The organism is Pseudomonas sp. R45(2017), from assembly GCF_002112305.1.
GTDB classification, from domain to species: domain Bacteria; phylum Pseudomonadota; class Gammaproteobacteria; order Pseudomonadales; family Pseudomonadaceae; genus Aquipseudomonas; species Aquipseudomonas paraglycinae.
Genome location: NZ_NEHH01000001.1, coordinates 899,201 through 913,946 on the forward strand (window position 1 = coordinate 899,201; position 14,746 = coordinate 913,946).

The 14,746-nt window shown below is 61.7% G+C and carries 16 protein-coding genes; 10 read left to right on the top strand and 6 right to left on the bottom strand.

Features of this window, described 5'->3' with window-relative positions; translation table 11 throughout:
- Positions 1-5 precede the first annotated feature (5 nt).
- Genes phrB through CAF74_RS04215 form a run of 8 tightly spaced genes read left to right on the top strand, consistent with a single transcriptional unit; the run spans position 6 to position 6,801 of the window.
- The gene (phrB, locus tag CAF74_RS04180) at positions 6-1,451 is read left to right on the top strand and encodes a deoxyribodipyrimidine photo-lyase (RefSeq protein WP_139832882.1); all 1,446 of its coding nucleotides are present in this window, start codon (positions 6-8) and stop codon (positions 1,449-1,451) included.
- The gene (locus CAF74_RS04185) at positions 1,444-1,866 is read left to right on the top strand and encodes a nuclear transport factor 2 family protein (RefSeq protein ID WP_085745383.1); all 423 of its coding nucleotides are present in this window, start codon (positions 1,444-1,446) and stop codon (positions 1,864-1,866) included. Before phrB ends, CAF74_RS04185 begins: the two co-directional genes overlap by 8 nt.
- A complete protein-coding gene (locus CAF74_RS04190) occupies positions 1,863-2,645 on the top strand; it encodes an SDR family oxidoreductase (protein WP_085745384.1) in 783 nt (260 codons plus the stop codon). The genes CAF74_RS04185 and CAF74_RS04190 overlap by 4 nt, the downstream gene beginning before the upstream one ends.
- The gene (locus tag CAF74_RS04195; protein ID WP_085745385.1) at positions 2,642-3,889 is read left to right on the top strand and encodes an NAD(P)/FAD-dependent oxidoreductase; all 1,248 of its coding nucleotides are present in this window, start codon (positions 2,642-2,644) and stop codon (positions 3,887-3,889) included. Before CAF74_RS04190 ends, CAF74_RS04195 begins: the two co-directional genes overlap by 4 nt.
- Entirely contained in the window at positions 3,886-4,701 is an 816-nt protein-coding gene (locus CAF74_RS04200; RefSeq protein ID WP_085745386.1) for a DUF1365 domain-containing protein, read from the top strand. The genes CAF74_RS04195 and CAF74_RS04200 overlap by 4 nt, the downstream gene beginning before the upstream one ends.
- Positions 4,688-5,959, top strand: a complete 1,272-nt coding sequence (locus tag CAF74_RS04205) for a cyclopropane-fatty-acyl-phospholipid synthase family protein (protein ID WP_085745387.1) — start codon at positions 4,688-4,690, stop codon at positions 5,957-5,959. The genes CAF74_RS04200 and CAF74_RS04205 overlap by 14 nt, the downstream gene beginning before the upstream one ends.
- Positions 5,952-6,443 (top strand): DUF2878 domain-containing protein, encoded by a 492-nt coding sequence (locus tag CAF74_RS04210; RefSeq protein WP_085745388.1) that lies wholly within the window; start codon positions 5,952-5,954, stop codon positions 6,441-6,443. The genes CAF74_RS04205 and CAF74_RS04210 overlap by 8 nt, the downstream gene beginning before the upstream one ends.
- A 52-nt stretch (positions 6,444-6,495) precedes the next feature.
- Positions 6,496-6,801, top strand: coding sequence for a YkgJ family cysteine cluster protein (locus tag CAF74_RS04215; protein ID WP_011335918.1), 306 nt, complete (start codon positions 6,496-6,498; stop codon positions 6,799-6,801).
- Positions 6,802-6,855: 54 nt separating this feature from the next.
- On the opposite strand, the gene CAF74_RS04220 is transcribed toward CAF74_RS04215, so the two are convergent.
- From CAF74_RS04220 to hemA, 6 genes are all read right to left on the bottom strand, one after another.
- Positions 6,856-7,374, bottom strand: coding sequence for an acyloxyacyl hydrolase (locus CAF74_RS04220; RefSeq protein ID WP_039766327.1), 519 nt, complete (start codon positions 7,372-7,374; stop codon positions 6,856-6,858).
- Positions 7,375-7,487: 113 nt separating this feature from the next.
- Positions 7,488-8,279: a glutamate racemase gene (gene murI / locus CAF74_RS04225; protein ID WP_085745389.1), complete on the bottom strand. Its 792-nt coding sequence runs from the start codon at positions 8,277-8,279 to the stop codon at positions 7,488-7,490.
- A complete protein-coding gene (locus CAF74_RS04230) occupies positions 8,272-9,027 on the bottom strand; it encodes a molybdopterin-synthase adenylyltransferase MoeB (protein ID WP_085745390.1) in 756 nt (251 codons plus the stop codon). The genes murI and CAF74_RS04230 overlap by 8 nt, the downstream gene beginning before the upstream one ends.
- Positions 9,021-9,851 carry a peptide chain release factor N(5)-glutamine methyltransferase gene (gene prmC / locus CAF74_RS04235; protein WP_085745391.1) on the bottom strand — a complete coding sequence of 277 codons (831 nt, stop codon included), beginning with the start codon at positions 9,849-9,851 and terminating at the stop codon, positions 9,021-9,023. Before prmC ends, CAF74_RS04230 begins: the two co-directional genes overlap by 7 nt.
- Positions 9,852-10,934, bottom strand: coding sequence for a peptide chain release factor 1 (gene prfA, locus CAF74_RS04240; protein WP_007951714.1), 1,083 nt, complete (start codon positions 10,932-10,934; stop codon positions 9,852-9,854).
- Positions 10,931-12,217 carry a glutamyl-tRNA reductase gene (hemA, locus tag CAF74_RS04245; RefSeq protein ID WP_007951716.1) on the bottom strand — a complete coding sequence of 429 codons (1,287 nt, stop codon included), beginning with the start codon at positions 12,215-12,217 and terminating at the stop codon, positions 10,931-10,933. Before hemA ends, prfA begins: the two co-directional genes overlap by 4 nt.
- Positions 12,218-12,399: 182 nt before the next feature.
- Here hemA and CAF74_RS04250 point away from each other — a divergent pair, with 182 nt between their 5' ends.
- Positions 12,400-14,124 (top strand): tetratricopeptide repeat protein, encoded by a 1,725-nt coding sequence (locus CAF74_RS04250; protein ID WP_085745392.1) that lies wholly within the window; start codon positions 12,400-12,402, stop codon positions 14,122-14,124.
- Between the two features lie 3 nt (positions 14,125-14,127).
- The gene (gene lolB, locus CAF74_RS04255) at positions 14,128-14,745 is read left to right on the top strand and encodes a lipoprotein insertase outer membrane protein LolB (RefSeq protein WP_007951721.1); all 618 of its coding nucleotides are present in this window, start codon (positions 14,128-14,130) and stop codon (positions 14,743-14,745) included.
- The last annotated feature ends 1 nt before the right edge of the window (position 14,746 follow it).

Sequence of the window (14,746 nt, forward strand, 5' to 3'; positions counted from 1 at the left end):
CCGACATGCAATTGATCTGGCTGCGCAGCGACCTGCGCCAACACGACAACACCGCACTCGCGGCCGCCGCCGAGCGTGGCCCGACCGTGGCTGTGTACCTGTTGAGCCCGCTGCAATGGCAGGAACATGACGACGCGCCGTGCAAGATCGATTTCTGGCTGCGCAATTTGCGCGATTTGAGCAAAAGCCTGGGTGCCCTGAACATCCCGCTCCTGATCCGCACCGCGCCTCACTGGGATCAGGCACCCGCCGTGCTGCTGGAACTGTGCCAACAACTGAAGATCGAGGCCGTGCACGTCAACGAGGAATACGGCATCAACGAATGCCGTCGCGACGAGGCCGTTGCCGAGGCGTTGCAAGCCGAAGGCATAACCTTCCACAGCTACCTCGACCAATTGCTGTTCAAACCCGGCAGCGTACTGACCAAAACCGGCACTTACTTTCAGGTGTTCAGCCAGTTCCGCAAGGTCTGCTACGAGCGCCTGCACCGCTCGATGCCGTCGCTGAAACAGGCGCCGGGCAAACAGCAAGCGCTGAACATCGCCAGCGACCCCGTTCCAGAAGCCGTCGAAGGTTTCCCGACACCTGGCGAATCCCTGCGCGCCCTGTGGCCCGCCGGTGAGACCGAGGCCCGACGCCGCCTCGATACGTTCGCCGATGCGCAGATCGACTACTACAAGAGCGAACGCGACTTCCCGGCCAAACCCGGCACCAGCCAGCTCTCGGCTTATCTGGCCGCTGGCGTGATCTCCCCGCGCCAATGCCTGCACGCCGCCCTGCAAAGCAATCAGGGCGAATTCGAAAGCGGCAAGGTCGGGGCTGTCACCTGGATCAACGAACTGCTGTGGCGCGAGTTCTACAAACACATCCTCGTCGGTTACCCACGGGTTTCACGGCATCGCGCATTCCGCCCGGAAACCGAGGCCCTGGCCTGGCGCGATGCGCCTGCGGATCTGGCCGCCTGGCAGGAAGCCCGCACCGGTTTGCCGATCATCGACGCGGCCATGCGCCAATTGCTGGAAACCGGCTGGATGCACAACCGCCTGCGAATGGTGGTGGCGATGTTTCTGACCAAGAACCTGCTGATCGACTGGCGTGAAGGCGAGCGTTTCTTCATGCGCCACCTGATCGACGGCGACCTGGCCGCCAACAACGGCGGCTGGCAGTGGAGCGCCTCGACCGGCACCGATTCGGCGCCGTACTTCCGGATTTTCAACCCGGTCAGCCAGTCGGAAAAATTCGACAGCGAAGGTCTGTTCATCAAGCACTGGCTTCCGGAACTGGCCGGGTTGAACAAGAAAGAAGTCCACAACCCGGCCAGTGCCGGCGGGTTGTTCGGCGTGGCGGACTATCCGGCGCCGATCGTCAATCTGAGCGCATCACGGGAACGGGCGCTGACAGCGTTCAAGAACCTGCCGTCACGCGCATCTCAAGGAGAGAGCGATGAGTGAATTTCTGCGCAGTTTCGCCCAGCGGTTCGCACAGTTGAACAAAGACAACTTGCGCACCCTGGACGAGCTGTACAGCGAGGACATTCATTTCACCGACCCGCTACACGAAGTGCAGGGGCTGACGAACCTGCGCGCTTACTTCAGTGAGTTGTACGCCAACGTCAACGAACTGCGCTTCGATTTCCACGGCTTCGACCAGATCAGCCACGGCGAAGGCTATCTGCGTTGGGTCATGAGCTACCGCCACCCGCGTCTGAGCGGTGGGCAACTGATACGCGTCGCGGGCTGCTCGCACCTGCTCTGGAGCGACAAGGTTTACCGCCACCGGGATTACTTCGATGCCGGGGCGCTGCTTTATGAACATTTACCCGTATTGGGCCGGGTGATCGCCTGGCTGAAAAGGAGATTGGGATGAGTCGTACAGCTCCACGGCGATATTGGCTGACCGGTGCCAGCAGTGGCATCGGTGCAGCATTGGCAGAAGAAATCCTCAAGACCGGTGCACATCTGGCGGTCAGTTCCCGTCAGGTCGCACCGCTCAAAGTGCTGTCGCAACGTTATCCGGGACAGGTACTGGTGGTACCCGGCGATCTGACCAACAGTCAGACCGTGCGCGAAATCGGCGAACAGATCGCAGCGGACTGGGGCTCGCTGGACTCGGTGATCCTCAACGCGGGCACCTGTGAGTACGTCGATGCCCGGCAGTTCGACGCCTCGATCATCGAGCACGTGGTGCGCACCAACCTGCTCGCCAGCAGCTATTGCATCGAAGCCTCGCTGCCCTTGCTGCGCAAAGGGACGGCACCGCATCTGGTGGGGATGGCCAGCTCGGTGACCTATGTGCCGTTGCCCCGCGCCGAAGCCTATGGCGCGTCGAAGGCCGGGCTGCGCTATCTGTTCGAATCCCTGCGCATTGACCTGGCGGCCGAAGGCATTGAAGTCACAGTAATCAGTCCAGGCTTCGTCGACACGCCCCTGACCGCCAAAAATGACTTCCCGATGCCGCTCAGTTGGCCTGTGGATAAAGCCGCGCGGCATATCTTCGCCAAGCTGAAGGACCGGCCGCTTGAGATCGCTTTCCCGGCGCTGTTCATCGCGGCCCTGTGGCCACTGTCGAAAATGCCCGCGCGGGTACAACTGGCGATCGGCAAGCGCATGGTGCGCAGCAACCCGCCGCTCAAGGATGCAACATGAAAATCGCCATTATCGGCAGTGGCATCGCAGGATTGACCTGCGCATACCTGCTTGCTCGCCGACATGACATCACCGTGTTCGAAGCCGACGCCCGGGTCGGCGGTCATACGCACACGGTGCCGGTCACCGTGGACGGGCGCGAGTATGCGGTGGACACCGGCTTCATTGTGTTCAACGACTGGACGTATCCGAACTTCATTCGTTTGCTCGGCCAGTTGGGCGTGGCCTTCAAGCCTACCGAGATGAGTTTTTCGGTCAACGATCCGGACACAGGCCTGGAATACAACGGCAACAACCTCAACAGCCTGTTCGCCCAACGCAGCAATCTGCTGTCCCCCGGATTCTGGGGCATGTTGCGCGACATTCTGAGATTCAATAAAGAAGCCCGGCGCGACCTTGCCGAACAGCGGATCACCGCGGACACCACACTCGACGATTACCTCAAGGCCGGCGCTTACGGCGAGCGCTTCATCCTGCATTACATCGTGCCGATGGGCGCAGCGATCTGGTCGATGCCGATGGCCGAAATGCTCAATTTTCCGTTGCAGTTCTTCGTGCGTTTTTTTGAGAACCACGGGTTGCTGTCGGTCAGCAACCGTCCGCAATGGCAGGTCATCGAGGGTGGTTCCAGCGCTTACATTGCGCCGTTGACCGCATCGTTCAAGGAGCGTATCCGCCTGAATTGCCCGGTGGGCCGGATCGATCGCGATGCGCACGGCGTGGTTATCCACAGCCCGGCCGGCATCGAACGTTTCGACAAAGTGGTGCTGGCCTGCCACAGCGACCAGGCCCTGCGACTGCTGGGAAATCCTGACGATAAAGAACGGGAAATCCTCGGCGCCCTACCCTATGCCGATAACGAAGTGGTGCTGCACACCGATACCCGCCTGCTGCCCACACGCAAACGGGCCTGGGCCAGCTGGAACTATCGCCTCGGCGGAGCCGGTCATACCCGGGCGGCCGTGACCTACGACATGAACATTCTGCAAGGCATCCAGAGCGACACCACGTTCTGCGTCAGCCTCAACCAGAGCGCTGGCATCACGCCGTCCAAAGTGCTGGCGCGCTTCACCTACGCCCACCCGCAATTCAGCCTCGCGGCGGTGACGGCACAGCAGCGCTGGGCTGAAATCGACGGCGCGCAACACACGCATTACTGCGGCGCCTATTGGGCCAACGGTTTTCATGAGGACGGCGTGGTCAGCGCCCTGCGCGTGGCCGCGTCCTTCGGAGAAAGTCTGTGAACAGCGCGCTCTACAGTGGCTGGATTGCCCATCGGCGATTCGCACCGCGCCGTCATCAATTCCGTTACCGGATCGGCATGCTGTACCTCGATCTGGCTGAACAGGAGACCGTGCTGGGCCTGTCCCGACTGGCGGGTTCCAGCCGCTTTGCGCCGTTTTCATTCCGCGAAACCGATTACCTGAAAACCTTCACCGGCCGGGGCGTGCGCCTGAGCGATGCGGTGCGCCAGCTTGTCGGCGAAGCCCTGGGCCATGCGCCGCAAGGTTCAATCTGCCTGCTGACCCAGCCGCGCAGCTGGGGCCTGTCGTTCAACCCGGTGAGTTTTTTCTATTGCCACGAGGCCGACGGCCAACTGGCGGCGATTCTCTGCGAAGTCAGCAATACCCCGTGGCGCGAGCGTTTTCACTACGTGTTGCCGGCCAGAGCGCCCAGCAATCTGCAGGACTTTCACCAGCACTTTGCCGTGGCCAAGGCCTTTCATGTGTCGCCGTTCCTGCCGCCGGATTTGGAATACCGCATGAGCTTCAGCCCCGCCGCGCAGGTCCTGGGTGTGCACATGGCCGACTGGCAAGGCGAGCAAAAACTGTTCGACGCCACCCTCGACCTGCGACGTGAACCCCTTGATCGACACCACTTGCACCGGCACCTGTGGCGCTTTCCCTGGATGACCGCCAAGACCGCGCTGGCGATCTATTGGCAGGCACTGCGCCTGTTGCTCAAGCGCACCCCGGTGTATGACCACCAACGCGCCGACGACCGTTTTCGAACCGCCACTGTACCGACCGAGGAACGCCAACATGAAATCCACTAGCGTCTCGGCCAAAGCCAGCCTGTTCAGCCCTCACGGCCTGAGCGGTTCGCTGCTGCGCCGGGGAGTACTGCGCCAGCTGGAGCAGCTCAAGCAGGGTCAACTGATCGTCATCGAGGACGGCGAGCGCCACGTCTTCGGCACGCCGGGCAGCGCCCTGGTGGGCGAGATTCAAGTTCTGGATCCGGCCGTCTGGGGCCTGGTCGCCGGCAATGGTTCGATCGGTGCGGGCGAAGCCTTCATCCATGGCTATTGGCGCTCGCCGGACCTGACGGCCGTGGTGCGGGTCTTCGTCAGCAACCTTGAAGTGCTCGACGGGATGGAAGGTGGCCTGGCCCGGCTCGGTCGGCCGCTGGTGCGCGGGCTGCACTGGCTCAACCGCAATACGCGCAAGGGCTCGCAGAAAAACATCGCCGCGCATTACGACCTCGGCAATGACCTGTTCGAACAGTTTCTCGACCCGACCATGATGTATTCCGCCGCGCAGTTTCTCAGCCCCGACGACAGCCTGGAGCAGGCGCAACTGAACAAACTCGAGCGGATCTGTCAGAAGCTCGCGCTCAAGCCCGGCGACCATCTGCTGGAAATCGGCACCGGCTGGGGCAGCATGGCGCTTTACGCGGCGCAGCACTACGGCTGCAAAGTCACCACCACCACGCTGTCGAAGGAGCAGTTCGCCTTCACCGCGGCCCGCATCGAACGCCTCGGTTTGCAGGATCAGGTGACGCTGTTGCTCAAGGATTATCGTGACCTCACCGGCCAGTACGACAAACTGGTGTCGATCGAAATGATCGAGGCGGTCGGCCACCGCTTCCTGCCGACCTATTTCAAGCAATGCGCGCAGCTGCTCAAGAGCAACGGCCTGATGCTGCTACAAGCGATCACCATCCGCGAGCAGCGTTACGAACAGGCCCGCCGTGGCGTGGACTTCATCCAGCGCTACATTTTCCCCGGCGGTGCCCTGCCCTGCGTACAGAAAATGCTCGAAATCGTCGGCCGCGACACCGACATGAACCTGCTGCACATGGAAGACTTCGGCCTGCATTACGCCCGCACCCTGCGTCTGTGGCACGAGAACTTTCGCCATGCTCACGGCCGTCTGACCGAATTGGGCTATGACGATTACTTCCTCAGGCTGTGGGAGTTCTACCTGTGTTACTGCGAGGGCGGATTTCTCGAACGCACCATCGGCACTGCACAGCTGGTGCTGGCGAAACCGGCGGCAATGACCGCGCCTTTGCTGGGCCGTTTCGATGCTTGAACGGTTGGCCAACGCGGTGCTGTTCCAGATCGGCTGGCTGGCCTGCGTGCTCGGTGGTAACAGTCTGTGGTTGCTGCTGGCGCTGGCGGTGCTGGTGATTCATCTGTGCTGGATCAGCAGTTGGGCGCAGGAAGGCCGATTGATCCTCAGCGTGGTGATCATCGGCACGGCGGTGGACAGCGTGTTGCGCGGTTTCGGGGTTTTCGAGTTCAAGGACCTGTCACCGCTGATTCCGCTGTGGCTGATGTTGTTGTGGGCGTTATTTGCCACGACATTGCGTCATTGCCTGCAATGGAGCGCGAGTCCGTGGTGGCTGGCCAGCCTGCTGGGGGCGGCAGGTGGCGCGCTGTCCTATGGCGCCGGCGGACGACTCGCCGGCGTGCAGTTTCCTTTCGGTGAGTTACCGACTCTGATCGGCATCGCGCTGCTGTGGGCGTTGCTGTTTCCGCTGCTGCACCAATTGTCCCGACGGCTGGCGCGCTAAACGCCTGTCAGGCCTTTCACACGCTCACCGGCCACTGCCGTACACTGGCGCCATGAAAACCATTCCCCATCGGCAAATCGCCGAGCCCGTGGTCACCTGCTCGACCTGCGCAGCCTGTTGTTGCCAGCTCGAAGTGATGCTGATCACCGACACCGGCGTACCCGAGCGTTTTATCGATACCGACGATTGGGGTGGTGAGGTGATGCTGCGTCTGGACGACGGCTGGTGCGCGGCGCTGGATCGCGACACGATGATGTGCACGATTTACGAGAAGCGTCCGCTGATCTGCCGCGAGTTCGAAATGGGCGCACCGGAATGCATCGACGAACGTCAGGGGATTGCCACGGCGTATCGCTGAATAAAAAAAGGAGCGCCAGGCGCTCCTTTTTTATGGGGCTTACTTTCTGGGGGCTTATAGCGGCATCGTGTAATGCAATGCGTAGCTTTCGACCCCATCGTTGTCGCTGCTCAGACCGGCGTTGGAATAGTGCGTCGCACGGATTCCCACCTCATGCCCGCCATTGAAGCGCAGGCCGAAACCGATACGGTCTTCGAACTGGAAGGAGCCGCCGAGCTTGTTGTCTTCGTACTCGGTGTTGGAGAACAGCGCCACGCCGATCCCCGCCTCGACATACGGTTTGACCGACTGACCGGCAAACTCGTAAACAAACACCGGCGAGAACGACAGGCTGTTGTTGCTGGAGGTCTTGTCACCTTCCCAATAGGTATAGGCGCCGCTCCAGTAACCGGTCAGACGACCGACGTCACTTTGCAGCCAGCTCTTGTCCCAGTCGAAATTCATGCCCAGGCGATAAGTCATCGTCGAATCGCTGGTGGCACCCACTGCAAACTCGACGCCAGCAGCCTGTGCGGTAAAACTTTGCCCCATCAGTGCAGCCGCAATCGCGGCCAAGCAGAATAGTCGCTTCACGTTGAAACTTCCTTTTCCGGAACGATCGTTTGGTTTTTCTAGGTCACTCTGCGCTATAGAAAACTGCGCTTGGTCAGAAGTTCAGCTGACTTTTTAGATATTTCACATTTTTTTTACAAGGTGAATTTTTCGACGTCGCCGGCGACTTGGCCCAACAGGGCCAGCGTGTTGCGCAAAGACTCGGGATCGGCGCTGGTCCAGAATCTGACCGGTCGGTTCGGCCCTTCGGCGAGCAGATCCCGCTCGGCCAGCAGCCGCTGCAATTGGCGGGCTACTGCCGCGCCGGTGTCGATCAAGCTGATGCTCTCGGGGATCATCGACTTGAGCATCGGCTTGAGAAACGGATAGTGGGTGCAGCCCAGAATGATCGTGTCGCAACCGTTCGCCAGTAGCGGATCGACGTAGTGCTTGAGCAATGCACGCAACTCGGGGCTGTGAAGATCGCCGCTTTCAATCCGCTCGACAAGTCCGGGGCACGGCTGCGTGATGACCCGCACATCCGTGGCAAAACGATCGAGCAGCGCCGCAAATTTCGCACTCTGCAAAGTGCCGGTAGTGGCTAGCACGCCCACCACGCCGCTGCGGGTGGCGGCGGCGGCCGGTTTGACCGCCGGCTCCATGCCGACAATCGGCCATTCGGGAAAGTCCCGGCGCAAATCAGCGACGCCGGCCACAGTCGCGGTATTGCACGCGATCACCAGCGCCTTGGCGCCCCGCTCGCGGAAAAAACCGGCCATCACACTGCAACGCTGGCGGATGAATTCCGGAGTTTTCTCGCCATAAGGAATATGGCCGCAATCGCCGAGGTACAGCAGCGATTCATTCGGTAGCAGTTGCTGGATTTCCGCCAGCACCGACAATCCGCCGACGCCGGAATCGAATACGGCGATCGGCGCTTCACGCATGCTGCGAACCACAGACGCTGCAACCCGGATCGCGCTTGACCCGCAGCTCACGGAATCGCGAGCCCAGTGCATCGATCAACAGCAGACGCCCCACCAGCGGCTCGCCGAATCCCGCCAGCAACTTCAAGGCTTCCAGCGCTTGCAGGCTGCCGACCAGACCGACCAGCGGCCCGACCACACCCGCTTCGCTGCAAGTCAGTTCGGCTTCGCTGCCGTGACCGTACAGGCAGTGGTAGCACGGGCTTTCGGCGCGGCGCGGGTCGAACACCGAAAGTTGTCCTTCGAGGCGAATCGCCGCGCCGCTGACCAATGGCTTGCGCGCGGCCACGCAAGCGGCGTTGACCGCTTCGCGGGTGGAGAAATTGTCCGAGCAGTCGAGCACCAGATCCACCGACGCCACGGCTGCGGCGAGAGAATCTTCGTCCAGCGCCTGACGATGAGGAATCAGTTTGATTTCAGGGTTGATCGCGCTCAGGCGCTTGAGCGCCGAGTCGACCTTGGTCATGCCGACGCTGTCGGTGTCGTGAATGATCTGGCGTTGCAGGTTGGTCAGGTCGACCGTGTCGAAATCCGCCAGGTGCAATTCACCAACACCCGCCGCCGCCAGGTACAGCGCCACCGGCGCACCGAGACCGCCGAGGCCGACGATCAATACCCGACTGTCCTTGAGCTTCAACTGGCCATCGATGTCGATGTGTTGCAGCAGGATCTGCCGACTGTAGCGCAACAATTCCTGATCATTCAGCACGGCAGGCGCCCCAGGCTGATCCGTTGATGGCCGCCCAGATCGGTGCGGCTGTGGACTTCGTCGAAACCTTGCGTCAGCAGCAGATCGCGCACGGCTTCGGCTTGATCATAGCCGTGTTCGAGCATCAGCCAGCCACCGGCCTCCAGATGCGCCGGCGCCTGGGCGATGATCAGGCGCAGATCGTCGAGCCCGTCGATGCCGGCCACCAAGGCGCTTTCCGGCTCGAAGCGCACATCGCCTTCCACCAGATGCGGATCGGCCGCGCGGATGTACGGCGGGTTACTGATGATCAACTCGAAACGCTTGCCTTCGAGGGCGCTGAACCAGTGACTGCTCAGCACCGTGGCGTTGTTCAAGTGCAGGCGCTGGCGATTGCGTTCGGCCAGGGCCACGGCTTCCAGCACGCGATCCACGGCGGTGACTTTCCACGCCGGGCGTTCGCTGGCCAGGGCCAGGGCAATCGCTCCGCTGCCGGTGCCCAGATCGAGAACTTTGGCCGGGGTCGCCGGCAGCAACTCCAGTGCGGCTTCCACCAGCAGTTCGGTGTCCGGGCGCGGGATCAGCGTGTGCGGTGCGACTTCCAGATCCAGCTTCCAGAAACCCTGCTGACCCAGAATGTAGGCGACCGGCTCGCCGCTGCGACGACGTTGCAGGTACTCGGCAAAAACCAGTGCGGCTTCGCTGGGCACGATGCGCTCGGGCCAGGTGTGGAGAAAACTGCGCGACTTGCCCAGCGCGGCGGCCAGAAGCAATTCGGCGTCCAGACGCGCGGTGGGCGAGTCCGGCAGTTCGGCGGCGCGCAACAGGCTGGCGATGATGGTCATTTACTCACCTATCGCTGCGAGCTGGTCGGCCTGGTATTCGGCCAGCAACGGCTCGATCACCGCTTCGACGCCACCGGCGAGGATTTCGTCGAGGGAATACAGGGTCAGGTTGACGCGGTGGTCGGTGACCCGGCCCTGGGCAAAGTTGTAGGTACGGATGCGCTCGGAGCGGTCACCGGAACCCACCAGCAATTTACGTTCGCTGGCGATGGCGTTGGCCGCCGCCGCCGTCTGCTGGTCGTTGAGTTTGGCCGCCAGCCAGGCCATCGCCCGGGCACGGTTCTTGTGCTGGGAACGTTCTTCCTGGCACTCGACAACGGTGCCGGTCGGTATGTGGGTGATGCGGATCGCCGAATCGGTGGTGTTGACGTGCTGACCACCGGCCCCGGAGGAGCGGTAAGTGTCGACGCGCAAATCCGCCGGGTTGATCTCGATGGCTTCGCGCTCGTCCGGCTCAGGCAATACCGCCACGGTGCAGGCCGAGGTGTGGATCCGGCCCTGGGATTCGGTGGCGGGTACACGCTGTACGCGGTGCGCGCCGGATTCGAATTTCAGCTTGCCGTAAACGTTGTCGCCTTCGATGCGGGCGATGACTTCTTTATAGCCGCCGTGTTCGCCTTCGTTTTCCGAGAGGATCTCCACGCGCCAGCCACGCCGTTCGGCGTAACGCGAGTACATGCGGAACAGGTCGCCGGAGAAGATCGCCGCCTCGTCGCCACCGGTGCCGGCGCGGATTTCGAGAAACACGTTGCGCCCGTCGTTGGGATCCTTGGGCAGCAACATGCGTTGCAGGTCGGATTCCAGCGTGATCAGCAACTCCTTGGCTTCGCGGACTTCTTCCACGGCCATTTCACGCATGTCCGGGTCGCTGTCCTTGAGCAGCGCCTGCGCGCCTTCAAGATCGCTTTGTACGCCGAGCAGCTTTTTATAGCCTTGTACCACCGGCTCAAGTTCGGCGTATTCCTTGGAATAGGCGCGGAATTTGGTCTGGTCGGAAATGACTTCGCCGTCGCCGAGCAGCGCGGTCAGTTCCTCGAAACGGTCCTGGAGAATGTCCAGCTTATTGAGCAGTGACGCTTTCATTGCGGTTTTTTATCCGAAAAGCTATCCGGTGAGCCCTCGAGGGCAAAGAGTTCCTGAGCCATGGCCAGCGCATCGAGGCGGCCTTCGGCAGAAAGCTTTTTCAACTGCACGCTCGGGGCGTGCAGGAGTTTGTTGGTCAGGCCACGGGCCAGTTGCCCGAGCACGTCTTCGGCGTTGCCGCCGTTGGCCAGCAGGCGCAGGGCCTTTTGCAGTTCTTCGTCGCGCAGGCGTTCGCTCTGTTGACGATAGGCCTTGAGCACGTCGACCGCCGCCAGCTCGCGCAGGCGCACCATGAAATCGTCGGCGCCGACCGAAACCATCTCTTCAGCCGCCTGCGCTGCACCCTGACGGCTCTTGAGGTTTTCGGCGACCACTTCGTGCAGATCGTCGACGCTATAGAGGTAAACGTCGTCGAGTTCGCCGACTTCAGGCTCGATGTCACGGGGAACGGCGATGTCGACCATGAAGATCGGCTTGTGCTTGCGCAGCTTCAGCGCGCTTTCCACCGCGCCTTTACCGAGGATCGGCAACTGACTGGCGGTAGAACTGATGACGATGTCGCTGCGCACCAGTTCGGCCGGGATGTCCGAGAGCAACACCGCGTGGGCACCGAACTGTTCGGCCAGCAGGCTGGCGCGCTCGAGCGTCCGGTTGGCGACCACGATGCGCTTGACCCCCAGTTCATGCAGGTGACGGGCGACCAGGGTGATGGTCTCGCCGGCGCCGATCAGCAGGGCCTGGCTGCGTTGCAAGTCGCTGAAAATCTGTTTGGCCAGGCTGACGGCGGCAAACGCCACGGACACCGGGTTCTCACCGATCGCGGTGTCGGTACGCACTTGCTTGGCGGCGTTGAAGGTCGCCTGAAACAGTCGCCCGAGCAGCGGCCCGATGGTGCCGGCCTCGCGGGCAACGGCGTAGGCCGATTTCATCTGGCCGAGAATCTGCGGTTCGCCCAGCACCAGCGAGTCGAGCCCGGAGGCGACGCGCATCATGTGACGAACTGCCGCATCATCTTCATGCACATAAGCACTCGCGCGCAGCTCATCGAGGCTTAAATGGTGATAGTCGGCCAGCCAGCGCAGCACGATATCGGCCGAAAGCTGATCCTGTTCTATATACAGCTCACTGCGATTGCAGGTGGAGAGGATCGCAGCTTCGCGGCTGTCGGTGAGTCGGCAGAGCTGCTGCAAGGCCTCCACCAGCTGCTCAGGGGTAAAGGCCACGCGCTCGCGGACGTCTACTGAAGCAGTCTTGTGGTTGATACCGAGTGCAAGGAAGGCCATTCAAGGTCGCTGATGGTGACGTGAAGCCGGCAATTGTCCTACTTCGTCAGATTCAGAACAACTACCGCTGACTATTGTCCCAATTGTCGGCCCCTATAATGGCCACAATCGAGACTCGGTTATGTTTGGCCGAAGGCTTGTGTCATGATGATCCGACCGCAGGTTAGTCGTCCTCTTCCTATATGAATAGATCTTCCGCGTTGCTCCTCGCTTTTGTCTTCCTCAGCGGCTGCCAGGCCTTGGCCCCCGTTTCGCAGGACGGTGCCTCACCGGTCGAAGACACCACGCCGGCCCCTGAAAAGCCCAAGGTTTACAGCTCGTTCAGCCAGGAAACGGTGTTCAGCCTGCTGAGCGCCGAGCTCGCTGGCCAGCGCAATCGTTTCGACATTGCCCTGGACAACTACGTGACCCAGGCCATCAACACCCAGGACCCGGGCGTTTCCGAGCGTGCGTTCCGCATCGCCGAGTATCTGGGTGCCGATCAGCCGGCTCTCGATACCGCGCTGATCTGGGCGAAAAACGCCCCGGACGACCTCGAAGCGCAACGCGCCGCCGCCGTGCAACTGGCTCGCGCCGGGCGTTATGACGACTCGATGGTCTATATGGAGAAAGTCCTGCAGGGCAAAGGCGACACCCATTTCGACTTCCTCGCGCTGTCGGCCGCCGACACCGATCAGGAAACCCGCAACGGCCTGATGAAAAGCTTCGACCGCCTGTTGCAGCGTCACCCGAACAACAATCAGCTGATTTTCGGCAAGGCCCTGCTGATGCAGCAGGATGGCGACACCAAAGGTGCGCTTGCCCTGCTCGAAGACAACCCGCCGGAAGACGGCGAGATCGCCCCGATCCTGCTGCGCGCGCGCCTGCTGCAAGGGCTGAATCGCGGCGACGAAGCGCTGCCGCTGCTGCAAAAGAGCATCAAGAAGTATCCGGACGACAAGCGCCTGCGCCTGACCTACGCGCGGATGCTGGTGGAACAGGACCGGATGGACGACGCCAAGGTCGAGTTCTCCACCCTGGTTCAGCAATACCCGGAAGACGACGAACTGCGTTATTCCCTGGCGCTGGTCTGCCTGGAAGCCAAGGCCTGGGACGAGGCCAAGGGCTATCTGGAAGACCTGATCGCCCGGGAAAGCCATGTCGATTCGGCGCACCTGAACCTGGGCCGCATTGCCGAAGAACGCAACGACCCGCAAGGCGCGCTCATCGAGTACGCCCAGGTCGGCCCGGGCAACGACTATCTGCCGGCGCAGCTGCGTCAAGCCGATATTCTGATGAACAACGGCAAGACCGCCGAAGCCCAGAGCAAACTGGCCGCCGAGCGTGACGAGCAGCCGGATTACGCGATCCAGTTATACCTGATCGAAGCCGAAACCCTGTCCGCCAACAATCAGGGCGACAAGGCCTGGAAAGTCCTGCAACAAGCGTTGCAGCAATACCCGGACGATCTGAATCTGCTTTACACCCGTGCGATGCAGGCGGAAAAACGCAATGACCTGGCGCAGATGGAAAAAGACCTGCGCCTGATCATCAAGCGCGATCCGGACAACGCCATGGCCCTCAACGCCCTCGGCTACACCCTGTCCGACCGCACCACCCGCTACGCTGAAGCCAAGGCGCTGATCGAGCAGGCGCACCAGATCAACCCGGAAGACCCGGCGGTTCTCGACAGCCTCGGCTGGGTGAACTTCCGCATGGGCAATCTGGAAGACGCCGAGAAATACCTGCGTCAGGCCCTCGAGCGCTTCCCCGATCACGAAGTCGCCGCGCACCTGGGCGAAGTGCTGTGGGCCAAGGGCAAGCAGCGCGAAGCGAAACAAATCTGGGGCAAGTTCCTCAAGGACCAGCCTGACAGCACCATCCTGCGCAGCACCATCAAGCGCCTGACCGGATCCGAGACTCTTTAACTCATGTTTTTGCGCCACGTCATAGTTTTCAGCTTCATCGCCCTGCTCGCCGGTTGTGCGGGCTTCGGCGCCCGTGAGTCGGTCGAAGGCCACGGCAATCCGGCACAGTGGGCCGCGAACAAACAACACCTGACCGGCCTCGACGGCTGGCAGATCGACGGCAAGATCGGCATCCGCGCCCCGAAAGACTCGGGCAGCGGCACGCTGTTCTGGCTGCAACGTCAGGACTACTACGACATTCGTCTGTCCGGCCCGCTGGGTCGTGGCGCCGCTCGGCTGACCGGCCGTCCGGGCGCGGTGTCGCTGGAAGTGGCGAATCAGGGCCGTTATGAAGCGCCGACTCCGGAAGCACTGGTCGAAGAACAACTGGGCTGGAAACTGCCGGTCTCGCATCTGGCCTGGTGGGTTCGCGGCCTCCCGGCACCGGACAGCAAAAGCCGTCTGACTCTGGACGGCAACAGCCGTCTGGCCAATCTGGATCAGGATGGCTGGCAGGTCGAATACCTCAGCTATGCCGAACAGAACGGTTACTGGCTGCCCGAGCGGATCAAGCTGCACGGCACCGACCTGGACGTGACGCTGGTCATCAAGACCTGGCAACCGCGCAAATTGGGGCAATAAC

Excerpts from the sequence above, each read along its gene's own strand:
- CAF74_RS04215 (WP_011335918.1), top strand. The coding sequence starts at position 6,496 with ATGAAAACCATTCCCCATCGGCAAATCGCCGAGCCCGTGGTCACCTGC.
- prfA (WP_007951714.1), bottom strand. The coding sequence starts at position 10,934 with ATGAAAGCGTCACTGCTCAATAAGCTGGACATTCTCCAGGACCGTTTC.
- CAF74_RS04185 (WP_085745383.1), top strand. The coding sequence starts at position 1,444 with ATGAGTGAATTTCTGCGCAGTTTCGCCCAGCGGTTCGCACAGTTGAAC.
- phrB (WP_139832882.1), top strand. The coding sequence starts at position 6 with ATGCAATTGATCTGGCTGCGCAGCGACCTGCGCCAACACGACAACACC.
- prmC (WP_085745391.1), bottom strand. The coding sequence starts at position 9,851 with ATGACCATCATCGCCAGCCTGTTGCGCGCCGCCGAACTGCCGGACTCG.
- CAF74_RS04250 (WP_085745392.1), top strand. The coding sequence starts at position 12,400 with ATGAATAGATCTTCCGCGTTGCTCCTCGCTTTTGTCTTCCTCAGCGGC.
- murI (WP_085745389.1), bottom strand. The coding sequence starts at position 8,279 with ATGCGTGAAGCGCCGATCGCCGTATTCGATTCCGGCGTCGGCGGATTG.
- CAF74_RS04190 (WP_085745384.1), top strand. The coding sequence starts at position 1,863 with ATGAGTCGTACAGCTCCACGGCGATATTGGCTGACCGGTGCCAGCAGT.
- CAF74_RS04205 (WP_085745387.1), top strand. The coding sequence starts at position 4,688 with ATGAAATCCACTAGCGTCTCGGCCAAAGCCAGCCTGTTCAGCCCTCAC.
- CAF74_RS04195 (WP_085745385.1), top strand. The coding sequence starts at position 2,642 with ATGAAAATCGCCATTATCGGCAGTGGCATCGCAGGATTGACCTGCGCA.
- lolB (WP_007951721.1), top strand. The coding sequence starts at position 14,128 with ATGTTTTTGCGCCACGTCATAGTTTTCAGCTTCATCGCCCTGCTCGCC.
- CAF74_RS04210 (WP_085745388.1), top strand. The coding sequence starts at position 5,952 with ATGCTTGAACGGTTGGCCAACGCGGTGCTGTTCCAGATCGGCTGGCTG.
- hemA (WP_007951716.1), bottom strand. The coding sequence starts at position 12,217 with ATGGCCTTCCTTGCACTCGGTATCAACCACAAGACTGCTTCAGTAGAC.